Raw genomic sequence first — 20,471 nt, 5'->3', positions numbered from 1 at the left:
GTCGGTGGCCGTTGCAATAGGGAGGGTCACGAACGCAAACCGCCCGCCCAGCTGAGAATCCGGCGGGATGACAGTGCGCCCTCGGTGCGTTAAGGGATTTGTGAGCGAAGCAGTGGGAAGGTCGAAGATAGCGGTGCGGGCGCCGGAGTTGGCCGGCCGACGGTGGTTGAACACCGGGGGAGTCGACATCACCCTGAAAAGCCTGCGCGGCAAGATCGTCGTCCTGGACTTCTGGACGTTCTGCTGTGTCAACTGCCTGCACGTGCTCGACGAACTGCGCCCACTGGAGGGCGAATTCGCGGATGAAGTCGTGCTCCTCGGCATTCATTCACCCAAGTTCGAGCATGAGGGCGAGCCCGCTGCAGTGGAAGCGGCCGTCGAGCGGTACTCCGTCGAGCACCCGGTGCTCGACGATCCCGACTTGACGACATGGCAGGCGTACGCGGCGCGCGCGTGGCCGACGCTCGTGGTCATCGACCCGCAGGGGTACATCGTCGCTCAACTGTCGGGTGAGGGGCACGCGCACGGGCTCCGCGTGCTGATCGACGAACTGATCGTTGAGCATGACGCCAAAGGCACACTGACGCGCGGAGATTCACCATATGTCGCTCCGTCAGCAGCACCTACGGCGTTGCGCTTCCCGGGCAAGATGGAGGTCCTGCATGACGGCAGTTATCTCATCTCTGACACGGCTCACCACGAAGTCGTCCATCTCGAGAGCGACCTGACGACCGAGCGCGCGAGGTATGGCGGGCCCGACGTATTCGCCGAGCCACAAGGCCTCTGCGTGCTCCCGCCCGAGGTGGCGCAGCGAGTCGGTTATGACGTCCTGGTGGCTGACAGTGTCCACCACCAGATTGCATCGATCCGATTGTCGGATGCACGAATTCGCGTGGAAGCGGGCACCGGTCGGCAGTTGCGGGAGCGTTCCGGTGGGGGCGCAGCGAGCAGGCAGGACCTCTCGACACCGTGGGACATCACGTGGTGGATCGACCGGGCGGTGATCGCGATGGCCGGCACGCACCAGTTGTGGGTGTTGCACCTGGGCACGGACCCGGCAGACAGCACTGTCGCAGTGTTGGCGGGCACCAGCGCGGAGGGCGTGCGGGACGGTGCAGCGCACGACGCGTGGTTCGCGCAGCCCTCTGGCCTGGCGACCTCCGCAGATGGCACGAAGGTCTGGATCGCGGATGCCGAATCATCGGCTCTTCGCTCGATCACGCTGCAGGACAGCGGGTTCGAGGTCTTGACTCATATCGGTCAGGGCCTCTTCGACTTCGGTCACGTCGACGGACCCGGCGACCGGGCGCTGCTGCAGCATCCGCTCGGGGTCACCGAGCTACCCGACGGCAGCGTTGCGCTCGCCGACACCTACAACGGGGCGATCCGACGCTACGACCCGGAGACCGGCCAGGTCAGCACGCTGGCCACGGATCTGGCTGAGCCGAGCGACGTGCTCATCGAGCGAGGTGACGAGGGAACGCGACTACTCGTTGTCGAGTCCGGCGCGCACCAGGTGACCCGGGTAGCGGTACCCGCACAGGCCCAGCAGGTGCAGGGAGGGGCGCACCGCACTCAGCGACCTGTGACGCTGCTGGCACCGGGCGAGGTGACGCTGCGGATCGCGTTCGAACCGCCTACCGGACAGAAACTCGACAACAGATATGGCGATCCGACGCAGTTGATGGTGTCTGCGACCCCGCAGGCGCTGATCCGGGAAGGTGATGGCACCGCTCCCGGCCTGACAAGGACGCTCGTGCTCGACCCAGCGGTGGGCGATGGCACCCTGCACATCTCGGTGCGGGCGGCAGCCTGCGACGGAGACCCGGTGACCGGGGAGTTCCCGGAATACGCGGCTTGTCATCTCTATCAACAGGACTGGGGCATCCCTGTCGTGTTGGCAGCCGGCGCGTCCACCGAGCTGCACCTGGACCTACGCGGCGTCTGATCAGCGGGCGACGAGCAGGACGTCGAGTGTGCGGGGGCCGTGTACGCCTTCCACGCGGCGTAGCTCGATATCGCTGGTGGCGCTCGGGCCGCTGATCCAGGTTTGTGGGCGAGTCGGATCGAGTGCTGCGATCGCGTCGGGGACCGCCGCGACCACTTGATCCTCTGTGATCACGATGAGGTGGTAGTCGGGCACGAGGGTGAGCATTCGCGCGCCCTGACCCGGCCCGGCGTCGAGCACGATCGTTCCGGTCTGCTCGATGCCGACGCTGCAGGTGGTGATCACGGCGGAGATCCGGTCCAGCTCGGGCACGCTCACCGGTTCGGCGGTGAGCTGCACCGACGGCTCCCAGTGAGTGGGAAATCCCTGCGGCAGGGCAACTTCGGTGATCGAGTGAGACCGCAGCATCTCGTCGATACAGTCCCGGGCGTCGGCTGCCGCGCATCGGTAGACGGTGGCGCGGTAGTCGGCCACCCGCTCGGCGAAAATATCCACATCCACCGGCCGCGAGCCCGCCAGGTGGTAGTCGCGCACGATGCTCACCGCTTCGGGTCGGTCCGCCAGGGCGGTGTGGATGCGCTGCAGAATCTCCTGGCGCGCGTTCATCGCGGACCCCGCGCATCCGACGTTCCTGCATCCGGGTCGGCAGCGGTGTCGGCTGCCGAGTCGGTCGACCCTTCGCGTACCCACCAGTCCCGCAGGCTCTCCCGCGGCGGTTGTGGCAGGTCCCGTGAGCGCACCCAGGCTGACAGTGGCGGAGGCAGAGCGGGTAGCCGGGTCACCGACCGGCCCAGAGACATCGCCCGCAACGCGGCGGTCCACCGTCTCCTGGAAGTCATCGTCCACGCGGCGGCACTCATGCTCGCGGACTCAGCAGTCGGCAACCGGTGCTGCGTCCGTTTCGACAACACAACCTCTTCGCGTAGATGCACCAACATGGTCGGGATGTCGATCGCTACCGGGCAGACGTCGTAGCAGGCGCCGCACAACGACGATGCGAACGGCAGCGACGGATTGTCCTTCACGCCGGTCAGTTGCGGGGACAGCACAGCACCGATCGGCCCTGGATAGACGGATCCGTAGGCGTGACCGCCGGCCCGCTCGTAGACGGGGCAGACGTTGAGGCAGGCCGAGCAGCGGATACAGCGCAGCGCCGAACGGCCGCGTGGGTCGGCCAGCGTCGCGGTCCGTCCGTTGTCGAGCAGGACGACGTGGAAGTCCTGCCCTTCGGTGGCGCCGGTCCACATCGAGGTGTACGGGTTCATCCGCTCACCGGTGGAGGACCGCGGCAGCAGCTGCAAATAGACCTCCAGGTCGCGCCAGGTCGGGACCAGCTTCTCGATGCCCATCACGGTGATCAGAGTGCGCGGCAGCGTCAGGCACATCCGTCCGTTGCCCTCGGATTCCACCACGCACAGGGTGCCGGTGTCCGCGACACCGAAGTTCGCGCCGCTGATCGCGACCTTTGCGGACAAGAATTTGCGCCGCAGGTGCACCCGGGCAGCGCCCGCCAGCACCTCTGGGTCGTTGGTGAGAGCTGGGTCGACGTCTTGCATGTTCCCCAGGAAGATGTCGCGGATTTCACTGCGGTTGCGGTGGATTGCGGGCACCAGGATGTGGCTGGGTCGGTCGTCGCCGAGCTGGACTATCAGCTCCGCGAGGTCGGTCTCAGTGGCGGTGATACCGGCGGCGGTCAGCGCTTCGTTGAGCCCGATCTCTTCGGTAGCCATCGATTTGACCTTGACGACTTCGGTTTCACCGGTAGCCCGAACGAGACGGGTGACGATCTCATTGGCTTCGTCGCCGTCGCGTGCCCAGTGCACGGTTCCACCGTTGGCGATCACCGCAGCTTCGAACAGCTCGAGGTAGTGCGGCAGTTGGGCAAGGGTGTGGTCTTTGATCGCGGCACCCGCCGCCCGTAGTTCTTCCCAGTCATCGAGCTCGGCCACGACATCAGCGCGCTTGGCGCGAATGGTGGTCGTTGCGGCGCGCAGGTTGTGGCGCTGCTGGGAGTTGGCGAGCCCGGATCGCGCGGCTTGCGGAAATGATTCACTGGTCCGTAGATGCGTGGTGGGGGAGGCGGTCGGCATGCCGAGGAAGGTGGTCATCGCGCGTCCTTGGTCGAAGCAAGAATTTGTGCCAGATGGACAGTCTCTGTACCGATGCTCAGGCGCGACATTCCGCCGCCGATATGCATCAGGCAGGACGCGTCGCCGGCTACGCACATCTGTGCATCGGTCGACTGGATCGCGCGTATTTTGTCGGCGAGCATCGCGGTGGAGGTCTGTGAGTTCTTCAGTGCGAAGGTGCCGCCGAAGCCGCAGCACGTGTCGGCGTCCGGCAGTTCCACCAGGTCCAGCCCGTCGACCGCGCGCAGCAATTGCAGTGGCCGATCACCGACCCTCAACACGCGCAGGGAGTGGCAGGTCGGGTGGTATGTCACCCGGTGCGGGTAGCTGGCGCCGACGTCGGTCACGCCGAGCACGTCGACCAGGAATTCGGACAGTTCGTAGGTGCGCTGGGCGATGCTCTCGACCCGCCGGAGGAGAGCCTCGTCGCCGAACTGGCGTGCGAGCTCGAGATGCTGATGTCGGATCGCGCCGGCGCAGGACCCGCTGGGTGTCACGACCGCGTCATACGGCTCGAATGTGTCGACGTAACGACGCACCAGCGGGTAGGCCTCGCGCCCGTACCCGGTGTTGACATGCATCTGCCCGCAGCAGGTCTGCTCCAAGGGAAACTCCACCTCCTGCCCGAGACGGCGTAGGACGGCGACCGTTGCCTTGCCCACGTCGGGAAAGAGCCCGTCCACCAGGCAGGTCGCGAACAACGCTAAGCGCATCTGTCTCTCCTCGTCATCGCGATCGTCACGTGCAGCTGCGGTCGGACTCGCCGGCAGTCGAGGCCCGCACCACCAGTTCAGGCTCGAACACCACCTGGCGATGCCGATGCTCCTTGGCATTGGTCGCCTCGTCCACCAGCAACTCGGTTGCAGCGCGCCCAAGTTCGGACCGCGGCTGTCGGACCGAACTGAGCGCGACGGTGGCAGAGCTGGCGAAGTCGATGTCGTCGTATCCGATGATCGCGAGATCCCCGGGCACATCCAGTCGCCGAAGCATCGCGTCCTGCAGCACTCCCAGGGCCAGCAGATCATTGGCGCAGAAAGCTGCTGTAGGACGTTTCGTCACGGACACTTGCGACAGCTGCACGCCGACTGCCCGTCCGCTGGCGACGGTGAGGGCTTTGGTGTCCATAACCTGTAGGGCAGCCGGCGGCAGGCCCGCGGATTCGATGGCATTGCGGGCTCCCTCGAGTCGTTCAGCGACCTGGCGCAACGACGTAGGACCACCAGCGAAGGCGATCCGTCGGTGCCCCTGGGCGATGAGGTGGCCGACCGCCAACTCCCCGCCGATCCGGTCGTTGACCGAGACCGAGCATTGCGCGCGTCCAGATCCCCGGTCGACCAGGACGACAGGGGTGCCGGACTGGCGGATACGCGCAATGGCGGGGTTGCGGGCGCCTACGGGTGTGATGAGGATGCCGAAGGACCGCTGCTCCTGGAGCAGGCTCAGGTAGTGCGCCTCGCGCTTCGCGTCGTCTGAGCTGTTACACAGAACCACGGACAGTCCGGACGAGGCGGCGGCGCGCTCCACCCCTGTAGCGAGGTCGGTGAAGAACGGGTTCGCGATATCGAGCACGACCAGGCCGATCGTGCGGCTGCTTCCTGACCGCAACTGACGCGCAGCCTCGTTGCGCACAAAACCCAGCTCTTCGATGGCGTTCAACACACGCTCACGGGTTTTCACCGAAACGCGACTGGGCCGGTTCAACACATTGGAGACGGTTCCGAGGGACACCCCAGCGTGGCGTGCGACATCGACGACACTGACCGATCCCGGCATGAGTGCCCTCCTCGGAGTGCAAGTAGTGAGACCCGAAGCCCGGCTTCAGGGTGACGATCCGTCATGGATCATCTAAAACGTATCAATTAATCCAGGTAGTTTCGCCGGACAGGCCTCTCTCACTCTACCCCGGAATATCCCAGTTCCTGGTTGAAGAATTTTGGGAAATGTGGTTGACGTCACACAAATCAGCAGCTAGGTTTTTGCCATTGAGTGAAACCTTTCACTCACGCAGCCGATCAGAGGGGCACTCGTGACCGACGACAGTCAGCTCACTCCGACGCTCGTTCTCGATCATGCCGAGAAGAGCTTCGGAGCGGTACAGGCGTTGGCGGACGGGCGGATCACGCTCTACCCGGGCGAAGCTCACGCGCTGCTGGGCGAGAACGGTGCGGGGAAGTCGACCATGGTCAAGATCCTGGCCGGCGTACACGCCCCGGATGCCGGGGTGCTCACCGTCGACGGTGAGCCTCGACTGTTTCGCGGTCCCGCAGAGTCCAAAGCCGCGGGCATCTCCATCATCTACCAAGAGCCCACCCTCTTTCCCGATCTCAGCGTCGCCGAGAACATCTACCTGGGTCGTCAACCGCTGACCACCGGGCGACGGATCGACCGCTCGAAGATGGAGGCCGATGCCCGGGAGGTCTTCGCCCGGCTGGGTGTCGCGCTGGATCCCGCACGAGTGGCCAAAGGGCTGTCTGTCGCGGACCAGCAGATTGTGGAGATCGCGAAAGCACTCTCGCTCAATTCGCGGGTACTGGTCATGGATGAGCCCACCGCCGCCCTGACCAGTGTGGAGGTGCAGCGACTCTTCGATGTCATGGCGACGCTGCGTGAACAAGGCGCTGCAGTGATGTTCATCAGTCACCATCTGGAAGAGGTTTTCGCCAGCTGTCAGCGGGTCACGATCATGCGCGATGGTCGTTTCGTGAGCACGGCGCCGGTCGCTGATCTCGACGTCGACACCATCATCCGCGCCATGGTGGGCCGTGACCTCAGCTCGTTGTTCCCGAAAACCGTGACGACCCCGGGCAAGCCCATGCTCGAAGTGGAGTCACTGTGCAGCGAGGGCGTTTTCAGCGATATCTCGTTCACTGTGCGCAGTGGCGAGATCGTCGCTCTCGCGGGCCTGGTCGGAGCCGGGCGCACAGAGGTCGCTCGCGCGATCTTCGGTATTGATACACGTACCTCCGGCACGGTCAGAGTCGACGGGCAGGAACTGGCTGCCGGTGATCCGCGGGCGGCCATGGCCGCCGGGGTCGGCCTGGTACCTGAGGATCGACGCCAACAGGGTCTGGTGATGGATATGGGCATCGACCAGAACGTGGGAATGGCCTCGATGAAGGAGCTGCGCTCGAAGGGCTTGATCCGGGCTCGCTCGGAGCGCCGACTGGCGAGTATCTGGGCGAAGCGCCTGCAGTTGAAGTTCGGTCGGATGTCCAGTCCGGTATCGACGTTGTCGGGTGGCAACCAGCAGAAAGTCGTGCTCGGTAAGTGGCTGGCGCGTAACCCCTCCGTCCTCATTATCGACGAGCCGACGCGCGGCATCGACGTCGGCACCAAGGCCGAAGTGCACCGCATTCTCGACTCTCTCGTGACGAATGGAATGGCAATTTTGATGATCTCTTCGGAGCTGCCTGAGGTGCTGGGGATGGCCGACCGGGTCGTCGTCCTGCACGAAGGCCGCATCACCGCCGCCCTCGATCGCGCCGATGCCGACGAGGCAACCGTGATGCGCGCAGCCAGCGGTCTGGCACAGGTGCCCGCCGCATGACCGCCGTCCTGCAGCCGCTGAAAAGTGGCCGGATCGCGAATCTGCTGCGAGCCCGCGAGCTCGGGATCGTGGTGGCAATCGCTGTCGTCGTCGTCATCACGACCTCGGTCAACAGCCACTTCCTGGATGCGGGCAGCGTCCAACAACTACTCAGCGGTGCGGCTCTGGTGGCGTTGATGGCTGTCGGGGAAACGCTGGTCATCGTCACGCGTAACGTCGACCTGTCGGTCGCTTCGACGCTCGGCTTGTCGGCCTACGTGATCGGTGACCTGTTCGGCAGCCGCCAGATCCCGGTGTGGTCCGCATTCGTGATCGCCGTGCTGATCGGAGCAGTGATCGGCGCCATCAACGGACTGATCGTCGCGCTGCTGAAGGTGCCCAGTCTCGTCGTGACCCTCGCCATGCTCTACGTGATCCGCGGCGTCGACGGGGTCGTTGTCAACGGCAAACAGATCAACGCCAGTGTCATCCCGACATCCATGACCGCAGTCGGGTACAAGACATTCCTCGGCGTGCCGTGGTTGGCGATCATCGTCGCTGTCATCGTGATCGCCGCTACGTACGCCATGCGCAGCTTTCGCAGCGGTCGGGAGTTCTACGCGATCGGTTCCAACCCCGAAGCCGCAGACCTGGCCGGCGTGCCCGCGGCCAAACGGATCTTCACCGCCTTTGTCATCAGTGGCGCACTCGCCGGTTTTGCCGGAGCCCTCTTCGTGGCGCAGTACGCCCAGGTCAACAACAACTCCGGGTTGGGGTACGAACTGACGGTGGTGGCGGCCGTGGTGGTCGGCGGCGTCGCGATCTTCGGCGGCAGTGGGACTATCGTCGGCGCCGCATTGGGCGCGTTACTACTCAACACCGTCAACCAGGCGCTGGTCGCGGCTCGCATCAGCGCCTTCTGGAACGGAGCGATCGCCGGAGCTCTGCTGCTCGCCGCTATCGCTTTCGATCGATGGCTCAGCCTGCGGGTCGCCCGCAAGCTGCGCGATGCGGAAGGTGCTCACCGTGACCTCTGATGTGCTCAGCGCGCCGCAGGACGAACGCGCCTACGAAGGGACCGACCCCACCCGTGATTCCCTGCTACGCCGGTCAGCCCGGTGGGAGACCGGCCTGGTCGTTGTACTGATCGGTATCGTAATCTTCGGTAGTACCCAGGGCGTGTCGCTGCTGACCGGGTCATCGATCTTCTACATCGGCATCAACATCGGCTTCATCGCGCTGATGGCAATGCCGATGACCTTCATCATCATGACGGGTGAGATCGACCTGTCGGTGGCCTCGATGCTGGGCCTGTCGGGCGCGACCATGGGCTTCCTGTGGCATCACGGATGGGCGATCTGGCCGGCGATGCTGGGGGCTCTGCTGGTCGGCGTCATCGGGGGAGCGCTGAATGGCGTGCTCATCTCACGGCTCGGGTTGCCGTCCATCGCTGTCACCATCGGCACTCTGACGCTTTTTCGAGGGTTGGCCCAGGTGCTCCTCGGTTCGCTGACCGTGCCCGGCGTGGGTGACCAGCAGTTCCCGGCGGCGCTGACCAATATCGGTACGGAGTCGATTCCTGGGATGAGCATCTCCTACACCACCGGAATCTTCATCGTGCTGGCGATCGGATGCGGTGTCGTGCTGCACTACACGCCGCTGGGTCGTTCGCTGTACGCGATCGGATTGCAGCCGGAGGCCGCCCGATTCAGCGGTATCCGGGTGTCGCGAATCAGCTTCGGGCTCTACGTGTTCTCCGGCCTGATCTCGGCACTGGCCGGGATCCTGCTTACCCTGCAGAACGCATCAGTGAGCTACTCCGCGGGCATCGGTCTGGAGCTGAACGTTGTGGCCATCGTGCTCTTCGGAGGAGTGTCGATCTTCGGTGGTCGAGGCACGGTCATCGGGGTGGTGATCGCGGTCGCGATCTTCGGTTCGCTGCAGGTGATCCTCACCCAGATGCAGGTGCAGCCGGAGAAGCAACAGGTGGTCACCGGCCTCCTCCTGCTGATCAGTGTCGTGGTGCCGAACGGTGCCGAGATCTACCGGCGCGCCCGAGCTCGCGTCGTGCGCACCCGGCAGACGGCCTGAGCAGCATCTTCTTTCAACCCATCACTGCACGAAACGTTCACCTGGGCGACTCCTCGGCCGCCACGATTCCAGTCACATATGAAAGGTTTCATAATGAATGTATTTTCTCCCTCGGCGCGGCGCGTCGGCGCGCTGACTGCCACTGCCCTGGTCTTTGGATCATTGGCAGCCTGCTCCTCGCAGTCGACCAAGCCCGCAAAAGCGGGATCGGCTCCCGCCTCGGTGAATTCCTCAGGCGCGATCAAAAAAGGCCAGACTGTCTATTTCATCCCCAAGGACACCCAGAACCCGTACGAAGTCCTCGCGGACAAGGGTGGCGAGGCGGCGCTCAAAGAGCTGGGTGGGAAGGTCGTCGTGAGTAGCGGCACCGCTGCCACTGCAGCTGCGCAGATCCCGTCGATTCAGGCGGCGATCCAGGCCAAGGCCAGCGCGATCGTGATTGCGGCCAACGACCCCAAGGCGCTGTGCCCCTCCTTGAACCAGGCGGCCAAGACAGGTATCAAGATCGTCGCCTTCGACTCCGACATCTCCTGCGGGAACGCTCCGGAGCATTTGTTCATCAATCAGGCTGACACCAAGAGGATCGGCACGAGCCAGGTCGACCTGCTCGCCAAGCAGATCAACAACACCGGTGAGATCGCGATCCTGTCGGCCGCAGCCAGCGCGACCAACCAGAACGCCTGGATCGGGTACATGAAGGAGCAGCTGAAGAAGTACCCGAAGATGAAGCTGGTCACGACCGTGTATGGCAATGACGACCCGGCAACGTCGCTGACGGTCCTGAAGGGTGTGTTGTCCGCCTACCCCAACCTCAAGGGAATCATCTCCCCGACCACGGTCGGTATCTCGACCGCAGCGCAGTACCTGTCCACGCACAAAGAAGTGAAGGTCACCCTGACCGGCCTCGGCCTGCCCTCTCAGATGAAGGCATACATCAAGGACGGCACCGTGGAGTCCTTCGAGCTGTGGGACCCGAGCAAGCTCGGATATCTCGCCGGATACGCCGCGGCGAGCCTTGCCTCGGGGATTACCTCGGTCAAGGCCGGCGCCACCTTCAAGGCGGGCACCCTCGGCAGCTACACAGTGCTGGCCGGTGACGCGCAGAACAGCCCCTCGGTCGTGCTCGGACCGCCGACGGTGTTCAACAAGGCAAACATCGACAAGTTCAACTTCTGATCGATGGCGGATGACGTCGTGATGCAGCGCTACTGCTTCCTGCTGCGGGTCCGCCCGGATCTGCTCGCGCAGTACCGCCTACGTCACGAGGCCGTCTGGCCCGCGATGCTCCTGGCGCTACGGGACAGCGGGTGGCACAACTATTCGCTGTTCCTGGCGCCGGACGGGTTGCTGATCGGCTACGTCGAGGCCGTTGATCTCGCTGCAGCGGAGCAGGCGATGGCGGCAACAACAGTGAATGCGCAGTGGCAGCAGGAGATGTCTCGTTTCTTCGTGGACCTGGACGGTGCCCGACCCGACGAGGGACGGCAACTGCTCGAGCGGGTCTTCACCCTCGAAGAGCAGTTGGCCGATCTGGCCGATGAAGGGCAGCCGAGGAACGGTGAGGAGCAGAACCATGAGTGTTGACGACAGATCTGCTCCTCCTGCGGGCACCGGGCCGGCACGGGTACGCGTGCGGCGTACCCGCATCGGTCTGGTCTCCGGCGGACTCGGCGCGTACTGGCCGCAGTTCCCGACCCTGCTGCCGCAGTTGCAACGCAGCGCGCTGCGGGTGTCCGAACAGATGCAGGCCCTCGACTGTGATGTCATCGATGTGGGTTTTATCTCCGACGAGCAGGACGGTGCTCGGGCCGCCGAGCAGTTGCGGGCCGCCGGATGTGATTTGATTGTCGGTTTTCTCACGACGTATCTGACGGCATCCATGCTGCTGCCGATCGCGCAGCGCAGCGGTGCACCGGTGCTGTTGATCAATCTGCAACCGACCGAGGCAATGGATCACGAGAGCTTCGACACCGGCGCCTGGCTCGCGTACTGCGGCGCGTGCCCGTTGCCGGAGATGTCAAACACCTTTGAACGGGCGGGGATCGACTTCCGGTCGGTATCGGGCTACCTGGAGGACGAGCGCGCCTGGGTGCGGATCGGTCGCTGGGTGAAGGCGGCCGGCGTGCGTGCGACGTTGCGCGAGGGTCGGCACGGCCTGATGGGCCATCTCTACCCGGGGATGCTCGATGTGTCGACCGACCTCACGCTCGTGCCGGTCCACTTCGGCGGGCACCTGGAGGTCGTCGAGTTCGATGACCTGCGGGTGGCCGTCCAGCAGGTCAGCGACGCTCAGGTCGAGGACCGGATGGTGCTCGCCAGGGATACGTTCGAGCTCGATGCGAGCGTCGTGGACGACGACTTCCGTTGGGGCGCCAGGGTTTCAGTCGGTCTCGACACTCTCGTCGAGGACTTCGGCCTGGACAGCCTCGCCTACTACCACCGTGGTCGCGACGGCGAGATCCACGAGCGTCTCGCGGCTGGGATGATCTTGGGCGCCTCGCTGCTCACCGCACGTGGCATCCCCACGGTCGGCGAGTACGAGCTGCGGACCTCACTGGCGATGCTGATCGTCGACCGGCTCGGCGGTGGAGGATCGTTCACTGAATTTCAGGCACTGAACTTCCATGACGATGTCGTGGAGATGGGTCACGACGGCCCGGCACACCTGGCAATCAGCGCCCGGCGCCCGTTGCTGCGCGGCCTGGGCACCTTCCACGGCAAACGTGGGTGGGGCGTCTCGGTGGAGTTCGATGTACGCCACGGCCCGGTCACCACCTTCGGGATCGCCCAACGTCGAGACGGCCGGTTCGACTTCATCGCCTCCGTCGGCGAGGTGGTGCCCGGGCCGCTGCTGCGGATCGGCAACACCACCTCGCGCGTTGATTTCGGCTGTGACCCGGGAATCTGGACCGATGCCTGGAGCGCGTCCGGCATCAGCCATCACTGGGCACTTGGGGTGGGCAACCTGCTCCCGGAACTTCGTTGTGTGGCAGACCTACTTGATATTCAACTGATCGAAGTAGCGCCGTAACGGTGCTACATCACCTCTTCTGAAAGCAGGCACGACACCATGGTCGACTTCGATGCCGCGGCACCGGTCTTGCGAGCACAGCGCATCGAGCTGCCCTCGTGGGCCTTCGGCAACTCCGGCACCCGTTTCAAGGTCTTCGCCCAGCCGGGCGTGCCGCGTGATCCGTTCGAGAAGATTGCCGACGCCGCGATGGTGCATCGGATGACCGGCGCCGCCGGCTCGGTGGCGGTGCACATCCCCTGGGACAGGGTGGACGACTGGGACAAGCTCGGGCGGTTTGCGCGCGACGAGGGCGTCCTGCTCGGCACTGTCAATGCAAACGTGTTCCAGGACGACGATTACATGCTCGGCAGCGTCACCAACCCAGACCCCCGGATCCGGCGCAAGGCGCTGGAGCACTTACTGGAATGTATTGACATCATGGACGAAACAGGTTCGCGAGACCTGAAACTATGGTTCAGCGACGGCACGAACTATCCGGGCCAGGACAACATCCGCGCTCGTCAGGACCGGCTCGCTGAGGCGCTCGCTGCTGTCAACGACCGACTGACTGGTGAGCAACGGTTGATCCTGGAGTACAAGCTCTTCGAGCCGGCGTTCTACACCATGGACGTGCCGGACTGGGGCACCTCGTACGCGCACTGTATGGAATTGGGCGACCGTGCGAAGGTCTGCGTGGACACCGGCCATCACGCGCCAGGCACCAACATCGAGTTCATCGTCGCTTTCCTGTTACGTGCCGGGAAGCTGGGTGCGTTTGACTTCAACTCCCGTTTCTATGCCGACGACGACCTCATGGTGGGCTCCGCTGATCCATTTCAATTGTTCAGGATCCTGCTGGAGGTGCGCCTCGGCGGCGGATTCGACCCGTCGAGCGAGGTCAATTTCATGCTCGACCAGTGCCACAACATCGAAGCCAAGATTCCTGGGCAGATCCGCTCGGTGATGAATGTGCAGGAGGCCACCGCCAAGGCGATGATCCTGGACCTCGTCGCGCTCGAACAGGCTCAGGCCGCAGGGGACGTCCTGGCTGCGAATGGGGTGCTGATGGACGCCTACAACACCGATGTACGACCGTTTCTCGCAGATCTGCGAGCCGACCAAGGATTGGAACATGACCCGATGAAGGGCTACGCCGACAGTGGATATGCCGAACGAATCGTCGCCGACCGCGTGGGCGGCACGCAGGCCGGGTGGGGAGCCTGATGTCGACCGTCGATGACCTGATCACCCGGTCCAACCGGCTTGGCGCGGACCCGCGAAACACCAACTACGCCGGCGGCAATACCTCCGCCAAGGGTGTCCAGACCGACCCGGCGACCTCCCAGGAGGTGGAATTGCTATGGGTCAAAGGCTCCGGTGGCGACCTTGGCACGCTGACGTCCGCCGGTCTTGCAGCCTTGCGGCTGGACCGGTTGCGTGCGCTCGTCGACGTCTACCCCGGTGTCGACCGTGAAGATGAGATGGTCGCCGCGTTCGCCTACTGTCTGCACGGCTCGGGCGGTGCTGCACCCTCCATCGACACCGCTATGCACGCGCTGGTCGATGCGCCGCATGTGGATCATCTGCACCCGGATTCCGGTATCGCGCTCGCTACATCGGCGGATGGTGGGCGCCTGACGCAGGAGTGTTTTGGCGACCGGGTGGTCTGGGTGCCGTGGCGGCGGCCCGGGTTCCAGTTGGGCCTGGATATCGCCGCAATTGCCCGTGACAATCCGGAGGCGATCGGCTGCATTCTCGGCGGCCACGGGATCACTGCCTGGGGCGACACGAGCCAGGAGTGTGAGGCGCGCTCGTTGGAGATCATCTCGGCGGCGCAGGCGTTCATCGCCGAACGCGGTCGGTCGCAGCCGTTCGGCCCGCCGATTCCGGGGTATGAGGCGTTGGACCCGTCCTCGCGGGCGGCACGAGCCGCAGCGCTCGCGCCGATCCTGCGTGGGATGGCCTCTACCGACCGCCCGCAGATCGGCCACTGGAGCGACAGCGCCGAGGTGCTGGACTTCCTGTCGGCGACCGAGCATCCGCGGCTGGCTGCGCTCGGTACCTCCTGCCCGGACCATTTCCTGCGCACGAAGGTCCGTCCGATGGTGCTCGATCTGCCACCGACCGCCCCGCTGGAAAACGTCGAGACACGGCTACGGGAGCTGCACGCGACCTACCGGCAGGATTACGCCGCGTACTACGAGCGGCACGCGACGCAGCAGACACCGGCGATCCGCGGCGCCGACCCGGCGATCGTCCTGGTGCCGGGGGTGGGCATGTTCAGCTTCGGCAAGGACAAGCAGACCGCCCGGGTAGCCGGTGAGTTCTACGTCAATGCCATCAATGTGATGCGCGGAGCCGAAGCCATCTCGACGTACGCACCGATCGATGAGGCGGAGAAGTTCCGCATCGAGTACTGGCTGCTGGAAGAGGCGAAGCTGCAGCGGATGCCGAAGGCCAAGCCGCTGGCCACCCGTGTCGCGCTGGTCACCGGTGGCGGCTCGGGTATCGGTCGGGCGATCGCGATCCGGTTGGCCGCCGAGGGCGCGTGCGTGGTCGTCACGGACCGCGATGGTGCCGCAGCCGCCCGGGTGGCGACAGAACTGGGGTCGACCGATGTGGCTATTGCCGTGACGGTCGACGTCACTGACGAGGCAGGTATTGCCGAGGCGTTCGCCGCAGCTGCACGCGGGTTCGGCGGCGTGGACCTAGTGGTGAACAACGCCGGACTGTCGATCTCCAAATCGCTGGCAGAGACCACTGCCGCGGACTGGGATCTACAGCACGACGTGATGGCCCGCGGCTCGTTCCTGGTCTCCCGGGAGGCCGCGCGGGTGATGGCCGAGCAGCAGATGGGCGGCGACATCGTCTACATCTCCAGCAAGAACAGCGTGTTCGCCGGACCCAACAATGTGGCGTACGGCGCGGCCAAAGCCGACCAGGCCCACCAGGTGCGCCTGCTCGCGGCCGAGCTGGGTGGCATCGGCGTACGTGTCAACGGAGTCAATCCCGATGGAGTCGTGCGTGGTTCGGGCATCTTCGCGGGAGGATGGGGTGCCCAGCGGGCAGCCGTCTATGGGGTGCCAGAGGCTGAACTGGGTGCCTTCTATGCTCAGCGCACCCTGCTGAAACGCGAGGTCCTGCCCGAGCATGTGGCCGCAGCCGTGTTCGCGCTGGCCGGTGGGGACATGTCGCACACCACGGGTCTGCACATTCCTGTCGATGCTGGCGTGGCCGCCGCGTTCCTGCGCTGAGGCCCGGATGTCGTCATACGCCGCGGTCGACCTGGGTGCCTCCTCCGGGCGGGTGATGCTGGGGACAGTGCACGACGGGCGCGTCGACCTCGTTCAGGCGCACCGGTTCGTCAACGAACCGGTGCGCCTGAACGGCACGCTGCACTGGGACATCCTGCGTCTGTGGGCTGGGGTGACCGGCGGCATCCGCGCCGCCGGTGCCCTCAGCGACTCTGCACTGTCCGGTATCGGTATCGACTCCTGGGCTGTTGACTACGGACTGCTCGACGGCGACGGTGCACTGATCGGCAACCCTGTGCATTACCGGGACGATCGGACGGCGGGGATGACCGCCGAGGTCGAGACGCTGGTGTGCGCCGACCGGCTCTATGAGCGCACTGGAGTCTTCGCGCTGCCGTTCAACACGATTTATCAGTGGATCGCGGCGCGCGAGGATGCGTCGATGGATGGTGCGCGCGCGATGCTACTCATTCCCGATCTCTTCGGCTACTGGCTGACTGGTGCGCGCGTCTGCGAGGAGACCAACGCCTCGACCACCGGGTTGCTCGATGTCCGCACGCGTGACTGGTCCATCGACCTGCTGGAACAGTTATCGCTACCCCCGAATCTCCTCTCGCCGGTCGTCCGCCCGGGTACGTGCATCGGTGCAGTGACCGCGCAGGTAGCTGCGGCGTGTGGTGTCGGCGAGGTACCCGTGATTGCCGTGGGATCGCACGACACGGCTTCGGCCGTTGTCGGCGTGCCCGCCACGCGCCCAGATTTCGCCTACATCTCGTGTGGCACCTGGTCCCTGGTGGGTGTGGAGCTGGACGAACCTGTCACCTCCCCGCAGGCCAGGGCGGCGCGGTTCAGCAATGAACTCGGCGTCGACAACACCGTGCGCTTCCTGCGCAACGTCATGGGCCTGTGGCTGCTGCAGGAGTCCCAGCGCCAGTGGACATTCGATGGTGAACCCGCTGATCTGGCAATGCTTCTCGCCGGCGCATCAGACCTACCCGACGGTGGACCCGTCTTCGACACCGACCTGCCGCAGTTCCTGCCACCCGGTGACATGCCTGCCCGCATCCGAGCCGAGTGCGCACGGACCGGTCAAGCGGTGCCGTCCGGTCCGGTGCAGCTGACCCGTTGCATCCTGGACAGCCTCGCGGCGGCCTATGCGGTCGCCATACGACAGTCGGTGGAGTTGTCTGGTCATCCGGTGGGCGTCGTGCACATCGTCGGTGGTGGCGCACAGAACGAACTGCTCTGCGCACTCACTTCCGACGCATGCAACCTGCCGGTCATCGCCGGACCGGTCGAAGCAGCCGCATTCGGCAACGTGCTGGTGCAAGCACGAGCAACGGGGGCGCTGCACGGCGACCTCATGCAGCTACGTCAAACCTTGACCGGCGCCGTCCTACGTACCTACCTGCCAGAAGAACGCGGTGCGCGTCGACCTCGCTGAGTCAGGCGGTGGTGAAGTCGAACCGCATGCGGTGCAGGTAGGTCTCACCCGGATGTAGTACCCGCTGCGGGAAGTGCGAGTGGTGGACCGCGTCGGGAAAGGTCTGCGTCTCCAACGTGAAACCGGCGAAAGCGGCGTACTTGCCCGCCGGGGCCTTCGCGCTGACGTCGGCCAGGTAGCCGCCGGTGTAGATCTGAACGCCGGGTTGGTCGGCGCTCAAGGTCATCGTCCGGCCGCTGCCCGGATCGCTGACCCTGACCACCTCGCGCATACCGGTGCCGGCCAGCACCCAGTTGTGGTCGTAGCCCACATCACCGGACGAGACCCGGCCGGCCGCAGCGTTGACCACGTCGTGGATCCGGGCTCCGATCGCGGTGGGCTCGCGAAAGTCGTACGGCGTGCCGGCAACCGCGCGGATCTCCCCGGTCGGCAGCAGCTCTGCGTCGACGGGCGTGTAGTACGACCCGTGGACCTGTAGGAGATGGCCCAGGACGTCTCCGCTCTCGTGGCCTGCGAGGTTGAAGTAGGAATGGTTGACGATGTTGACCACGGTGCTCGCGTCAGTGGTCGCCCGGATCTGGATGCTCAGGCTCGCGCCGTCGAACCGGTAGGTGACGTCGGTGGTGAGTACACCGGGGTAGCCCTCCTCGCCGCCGGGTGAGACACGACTGAAGGTCACTTCAGCGTCGGCGCCGTCCGACGTGACCGCCCAGATCTGCTGGTCGAAGCCGTGGGTTCCACCGTGCAGATGGTGGGAACCCTCGTTGAGAGAGAGCTGGTGGTCAGTCCCGTCGATACGTAATTCGCCACCACGGATCCGGTTGGCGCAGCGACCAGCCGTGGACCCCATGTAGGTGTCGTCGTCGACGAGATCGGCCAGGCTCGGCCGCTGCAGGACGATGTCGGCGAGCTTGCCGTTCCTGTCCGGGAGGTGCAGTTCGAGCAACCGGGCGCCTAGATTCGTCAGGACCGCAGTACCCGCCCCCGTCGAGATCGTGATGACCTCGACGTCATGGTTAACGAGGGCAGACGTCGTCTTCTCAATCACAACGACGAAGTCTCTCACCAGAGACCGCGTGCACCAGGGCAGGGGCGCTCAGGTCTAGAAAGCGTTTTCGGGCAGCGTCATGAGGTCGTTGTCCATTGCTTCCACGATCTCCCGGTCGGAGGTCAGTCGGGGCAGCACGGTCGTGGTGAAGAAATGCGCTGCCGCGACCTTGCCCTGATAGAACGCCTCGTCGCGACCTGCGTCGCCGGCATCCAGGCGGGCCTGCGCCACCTCGGCCTGACGCACCAGCAGCCACGCGATAGTGAGGTCGCCGGCCGCCAGCAGCAGGCGGGTCGTGTTCTGACCGACCTTGTAGATAGCGTCCGGCTCGCCGTCGATGGACTTCATCGCCGTCATCGCCATGTTCTCCACCATCGCCTGCACGTTCTCGACGCCCTGACCAAGCAGCTCGCGTTCGCGCCCGAGGCTGTCGTCACCGGCTCCGCCCTTGACCGTCTGCAGGATCTGCTCTGCAAGCATCCCGAGGGCCGCGAACTGGTCCTTGACGATCTTGCGGAAGAAGAAGTCCATGCCCTGGATGGCGGTGGTGCCTTCGTAGAGCGTGTCGATCTTCGCGTCGCGGACGTACTGCTCGATCGGGTAGTCCTCCAGAAAACCCGAGCCGCCGAACGTCTGCAGGGACTCCGAACCCAGCAGGGTCCACGCACGCTCGGAACCGACTCCCTTGACCAGCGGCAGCAGCAGATCGTTCAGCTTCGAGGCCGGCAGCGCGGGGGATGCTGCACCGAATTGCTCCGAACCGGTGGTGAGCATCTCCGCATCGACGATGTCCTGCTGGGTCGCGGTGTAGATCATCAAAGCGCGTAATCCCTCGGCGTAGGACTTCTGCAGCATCAACGAGCGTCGTACATCGGGGTGGTGGGTGATGGTGACGCGCGGCGCGTCTTTGGCGCCGTTGGTCATGTCAGCGCCCTGTACGCGTACTTTGGCGAACTCGCGCGCATTGAGGTAGCCGGTTGACAGCGTGGCGATCGCCTTGGTGCCAACCAGCATTCGGGCGTTCTCGATGACACGGAACATCTGCGCGATGCCGTTGTGCTCATCGCCCAGCAGAGTGCCTACCGCGGGTTGCCTGTCGCCGAAGGTGACCTCGCACGTGGTGGAGACCTTGATGCCCATCTTGTGTTCGACATTGGTGACGTACGCGCCGTTGCGCTCGCCCAGTTCACCGGTCTCGATGTCGACGTGGAACTTCGGTACGACGAAGAGCGACAAACCCTTGGTGCCCGCTCCGGCGCCTTCGGGTCGGGCCAGCACGAAGTGCACGATGTTGCTTGTCATGTCGTGCTCGGCGGAGGTGATGAAGCGCTTGACGCCGGTGATGTGCCAGGTGCCGTCGGGCTGCTGCACGGCCTTCGCGGCTCCGGCGCCGACATCCGAACCGGCGTCCGGCTCGGTCAGCACCATGGTCGCGCCCCAGTGCTGGTCAACGACGTGCTGAGCCAGCTTCTGCTGATCCGGCGTGCCCATCAGGTAGAGGAGCTTGGCGAAGGAGTATCCGGCCGCATACATGAAGACCGCCGGGTTGGAACCGAGCACCAGTTCGCCGAGCGCCCATTTCAGTGACGGGGGTACGACGGTGCCCCCGAGCTCAGCGGGCAGGTCGACGCCCCAGAAGCCGGACTCCTGGTAGGCCGCGTAACTCTTCTTGAAGCTTTCCGGGATCGTCACGGAGTTGGTCCCGGGGTCGAATACCGGCGGATTCCGGTCGCTGTCGACCAGGGAAGCCGCGAGTTCACCCTCGGCGAGGACGGCCATCTGCGTGAGCATCTCAGTGGCGGTCTCGACGTCGACCTCCGCGTAGGGCCCGCGGCCGAGGATCTCACCCCGGCCGAAGACCTCGAAGAGATTGAACTCGAGGTCGCGCACATTGGCTTTGTAATGGCTCATCGGCCAACTCCTGAAGATGGTGGTCTCGCGAATACTGGTGAGTAACAATACTCCTACCGGTGAGTAGTCCGACCCGAGCGGGGTGGTGTCGACTCGGGACCGCCACG

16 protein-coding genes are annotated in these 20,471 nt (G+C 64.9%); 10 read left to right on the top strand and 6 right to left on the bottom strand.

The annotated features are described in order from the left end of the window. The first annotated feature begins 100 nt into the window (after positions 1 to 100). A complete protein-coding gene (locus V3G39_00910) occupies positions 101 to 1,948 on the top strand; it encodes an NHL domain-containing thioredoxin family protein (protein ID XAS76621.1) in 1,848 nt (615 codons plus the stop codon). Here V3G39_00910 and V3G39_00905 read toward each other — a convergent pair whose 3' ends face one another. Genes V3G39_00905 through V3G39_00890 form a run of 4 tightly spaced genes read right to left on the bottom strand, consistent with a single transcriptional unit; the run spans position 1,949 to position 5,850 of the window. Beyond that, positions 1,949 to 2,554, bottom strand: a complete 606-nt coding sequence (locus tag V3G39_00905; GenBank protein ID XAS76620.1) for an LUD domain-containing protein — start codon at positions 2,552 to 2,554, stop codon at positions 1,949 to 1,951. Beyond that, positions 2,551 to 4,056: a LutB/LldF family L-lactate oxidation iron-sulfur protein gene (locus V3G39_00900; protein ID XAS76619.1), complete on the bottom strand. Its 1,506-nt coding sequence runs from the start codon at positions 4,054 to 4,056 to the stop codon at positions 2,551 to 2,553. The genes V3G39_00905 and V3G39_00900 overlap by 4 nt, the downstream gene beginning before the upstream one ends. After that, positions 4,053 to 4,790 carry a (Fe-S)-binding protein gene (locus tag V3G39_00895; protein XAS76618.1) on the bottom strand — a complete coding sequence of 246 codons (738 nt, stop codon included), beginning with the start codon at positions 4,788 to 4,790 and terminating at the stop codon, positions 4,053 to 4,055. The genes V3G39_00900 and V3G39_00895 overlap by 4 nt, the downstream gene beginning before the upstream one ends. A 25-nt stretch (positions 4,791 to 4,815) precedes the next feature. After that, positions 4,816 to 5,850: a LacI family DNA-binding transcriptional regulator gene (locus tag V3G39_00890; protein ID XAS76617.1), complete on the bottom strand. Its 1,035-nt coding sequence runs from the start codon at positions 5,848 to 5,850 to the stop codon at positions 4,816 to 4,818. Between the two features lie 253 nt (positions 5,851 to 6,103). On the opposite strand from V3G39_00890, the gene V3G39_00885 reads away from it, so the two are divergent. The 9 genes from V3G39_00885 to V3G39_00845 all read left to right on the top strand — a co-directional run bounded on the left by V3G39_00885 (position 6,104) and on the right by V3G39_00845 (position 17,405). Then, entirely contained in the window at positions 6,104 to 7,624 is a 1,521-nt protein-coding gene (locus V3G39_00885) for a sugar ABC transporter ATP-binding protein (protein ID XAS76616.1), read from the top strand. Continuing rightward, positions 7,621 to 8,640, top strand: a complete 1,020-nt coding sequence (locus V3G39_00880; GenBank protein XAS76615.1) for an ABC transporter permease — start codon at positions 7,621 to 7,623, stop codon at positions 8,638 to 8,640. The genes V3G39_00885 and V3G39_00880 overlap by 4 nt, the downstream gene beginning before the upstream one ends. Then, the gene (locus V3G39_00875; protein ID XAS76614.1) at positions 8,630 to 9,694 is read left to right on the top strand and encodes an ABC transporter permease; all 1,065 of its coding nucleotides are present in this window, start codon (positions 8,630 to 8,632) and stop codon (positions 9,692 to 9,694) included. Before V3G39_00880 ends, V3G39_00875 begins: the two co-directional genes overlap by 11 nt. Before the next feature lie 93 nt (positions 9,695 to 9,787). Further along, entirely contained in the window at positions 9,788 to 10,870 is a 1,083-nt protein-coding gene (gene rhaS / locus V3G39_00870; GenBank protein ID XAS76613.1) for a rhamnose ABC transporter substrate-binding protein, read from the top strand. A gap of 3 nt (positions 10,871 to 10,873) precedes the next feature. Then, positions 10,874 to 11,278 (top strand): L-rhamnose mutarotase, encoded by a 405-nt coding sequence (locus tag V3G39_00865; protein ID XAS76612.1) that lies wholly within the window; start codon positions 10,874 to 10,876, stop codon positions 11,276 to 11,278. Next, on the top strand, positions 11,268 to 12,725 hold the full coding sequence (locus tag V3G39_00860; GenBank protein XAS76611.1) for an L-fucose/L-arabinose isomerase family protein: 1,458 nt from the start codon (positions 11,268 to 11,270) through the stop codon (positions 12,723 to 12,725). The genes V3G39_00865 and V3G39_00860 overlap by 11 nt, the downstream gene beginning before the upstream one ends. A 39-nt stretch (positions 12,726 to 12,764) precedes the next feature. After that, entirely contained in the window at positions 12,765 to 13,931 is a 1,167-nt protein-coding gene (gene rhaI, locus V3G39_00855; protein ID XAS76610.1) for an L-rhamnose isomerase, read from the top strand. Next, positions 13,931 to 15,961 carry a bifunctional aldolase/short-chain dehydrogenase gene (locus tag V3G39_00850; GenBank protein XAS76609.1) on the top strand — a complete coding sequence of 677 codons (2,031 nt, stop codon included), beginning with the start codon at positions 13,931 to 13,933 and terminating at the stop codon, positions 15,959 to 15,961. The genes rhaI and V3G39_00850 overlap by 1 nt, the downstream gene beginning before the upstream one ends. Next, positions 15,930 to 17,405 (top strand): rhamnulokinase family protein, encoded by a 1,476-nt coding sequence (locus V3G39_00845; protein XAS76608.1) that lies wholly within the window; start codon positions 15,930 to 15,932, stop codon positions 17,403 to 17,405. Before V3G39_00850 ends, V3G39_00845 begins: the two co-directional genes overlap by 32 nt. 1 nt (position 17,406) lies before the next feature. On the opposite strand, the gene V3G39_00840 is transcribed toward V3G39_00845, so the two are convergent. Then, a complete protein-coding gene (locus tag V3G39_00840) occupies positions 17,407 to 18,453 on the bottom strand; it encodes an aldose epimerase family protein (GenBank protein ID XAS76607.1) in 1,047 nt (348 codons plus the stop codon). 54 nt (positions 18,454 to 18,507) lie between these two features. After that, positions 18,508 to 20,364: an acyl-CoA dehydrogenase gene (locus V3G39_00835; GenBank protein ID XAS76606.1), complete on the bottom strand. Its 1,857-nt coding sequence runs from the start codon at positions 20,362 to 20,364 to the stop codon at positions 18,508 to 18,510. Positions 20,365 to 20,471 lie beyond the last annotated feature (107 nt).

This window comes from Dermatophilaceae bacterium Sec6.4, from assembly GCA_039636865.1.
In the GTDB taxonomy this organism is placed as follows: Bacteria; Actinomycetota; Actinomycetes; order Actinomycetales; family Dermatophilaceae; genus Allobranchiibius.
This window is presented reverse-complemented; position numbering and strand designations above follow the sequence as displayed.

What these genes read in the sequence shown, in the direction of transcription:
- V3G39_00905 (XAS76620.1), bottom strand. Translation starts at nt 2,554, where the DNA reads ATGAACGCGCGCCAGGAGATTCTGCAGCGCATCCACACCGCCCTGGCG.
- V3G39_00900 (XAS76619.1), bottom strand. Translation starts at nt 4,056, where the DNA reads ATGACCACCTTCCTCGGCATGCCGACCGCCTCCCCCACCACGCATCTA.
- V3G39_00895 (XAS76618.1), bottom strand. Translation starts at nt 4,790, where the DNA reads ATGCGCTTAGCGTTGTTCGCGACCTGCCTGGTGGACGGGCTCTTTCCC.
- V3G39_00890 (XAS76617.1), bottom strand. Translation starts at nt 5,850, where the DNA reads ATGCCGGGATCGGTCAGTGTCGTCGATGTCGCACGCCACGCTGGGGTG.
- V3G39_00880 (XAS76615.1), top strand. Translation starts at nt 7,621, where the DNA reads ATGACCGCCGTCCTGCAGCCGCTGAAAAGTGGCCGGATCGCGAATCTG.
- rhaS (XAS76613.1), top strand. Translation starts at nt 9,788, where the DNA reads ATGAATGTATTTTCTCCCTCGGCGCGGCGCGTCGGCGCGCTGACTGCC.
- V3G39_00865 (XAS76612.1), top strand. Translation starts at nt 10,874, where the DNA reads ATGGCGGATGACGTCGTGATGCAGCGCTACTGCTTCCTGCTGCGGGTC.
- V3G39_00860 (XAS76611.1), top strand. Translation starts at nt 11,268, where the DNA reads ATGAGTGTTGACGACAGATCTGCTCCTCCTGCGGGCACCGGGCCGGCA.
- rhaI (XAS76610.1), top strand. Translation starts at nt 12,765, where the DNA reads ATGGTCGACTTCGATGCCGCGGCACCGGTCTTGCGAGCACAGCGCATC.
- V3G39_00850 (XAS76609.1), top strand. Translation starts at nt 13,931, where the DNA reads ATGTCGACCGTCGATGACCTGATCACCCGGTCCAACCGGCTTGGCGCG.
- V3G39_00845 (XAS76608.1), top strand. Translation starts at nt 15,930, where the DNA reads ATGCTGGCGTGGCCGCCGCGTTCCTGCGCTGAGGCCCGGATGTCGTCA.
- V3G39_00835 (XAS76606.1), bottom strand. Translation starts at nt 20,364, where the DNA reads ATGAGCCATTACAAAGCCAATGTGCGCGACCTCGAGTTCAATCTCTTC.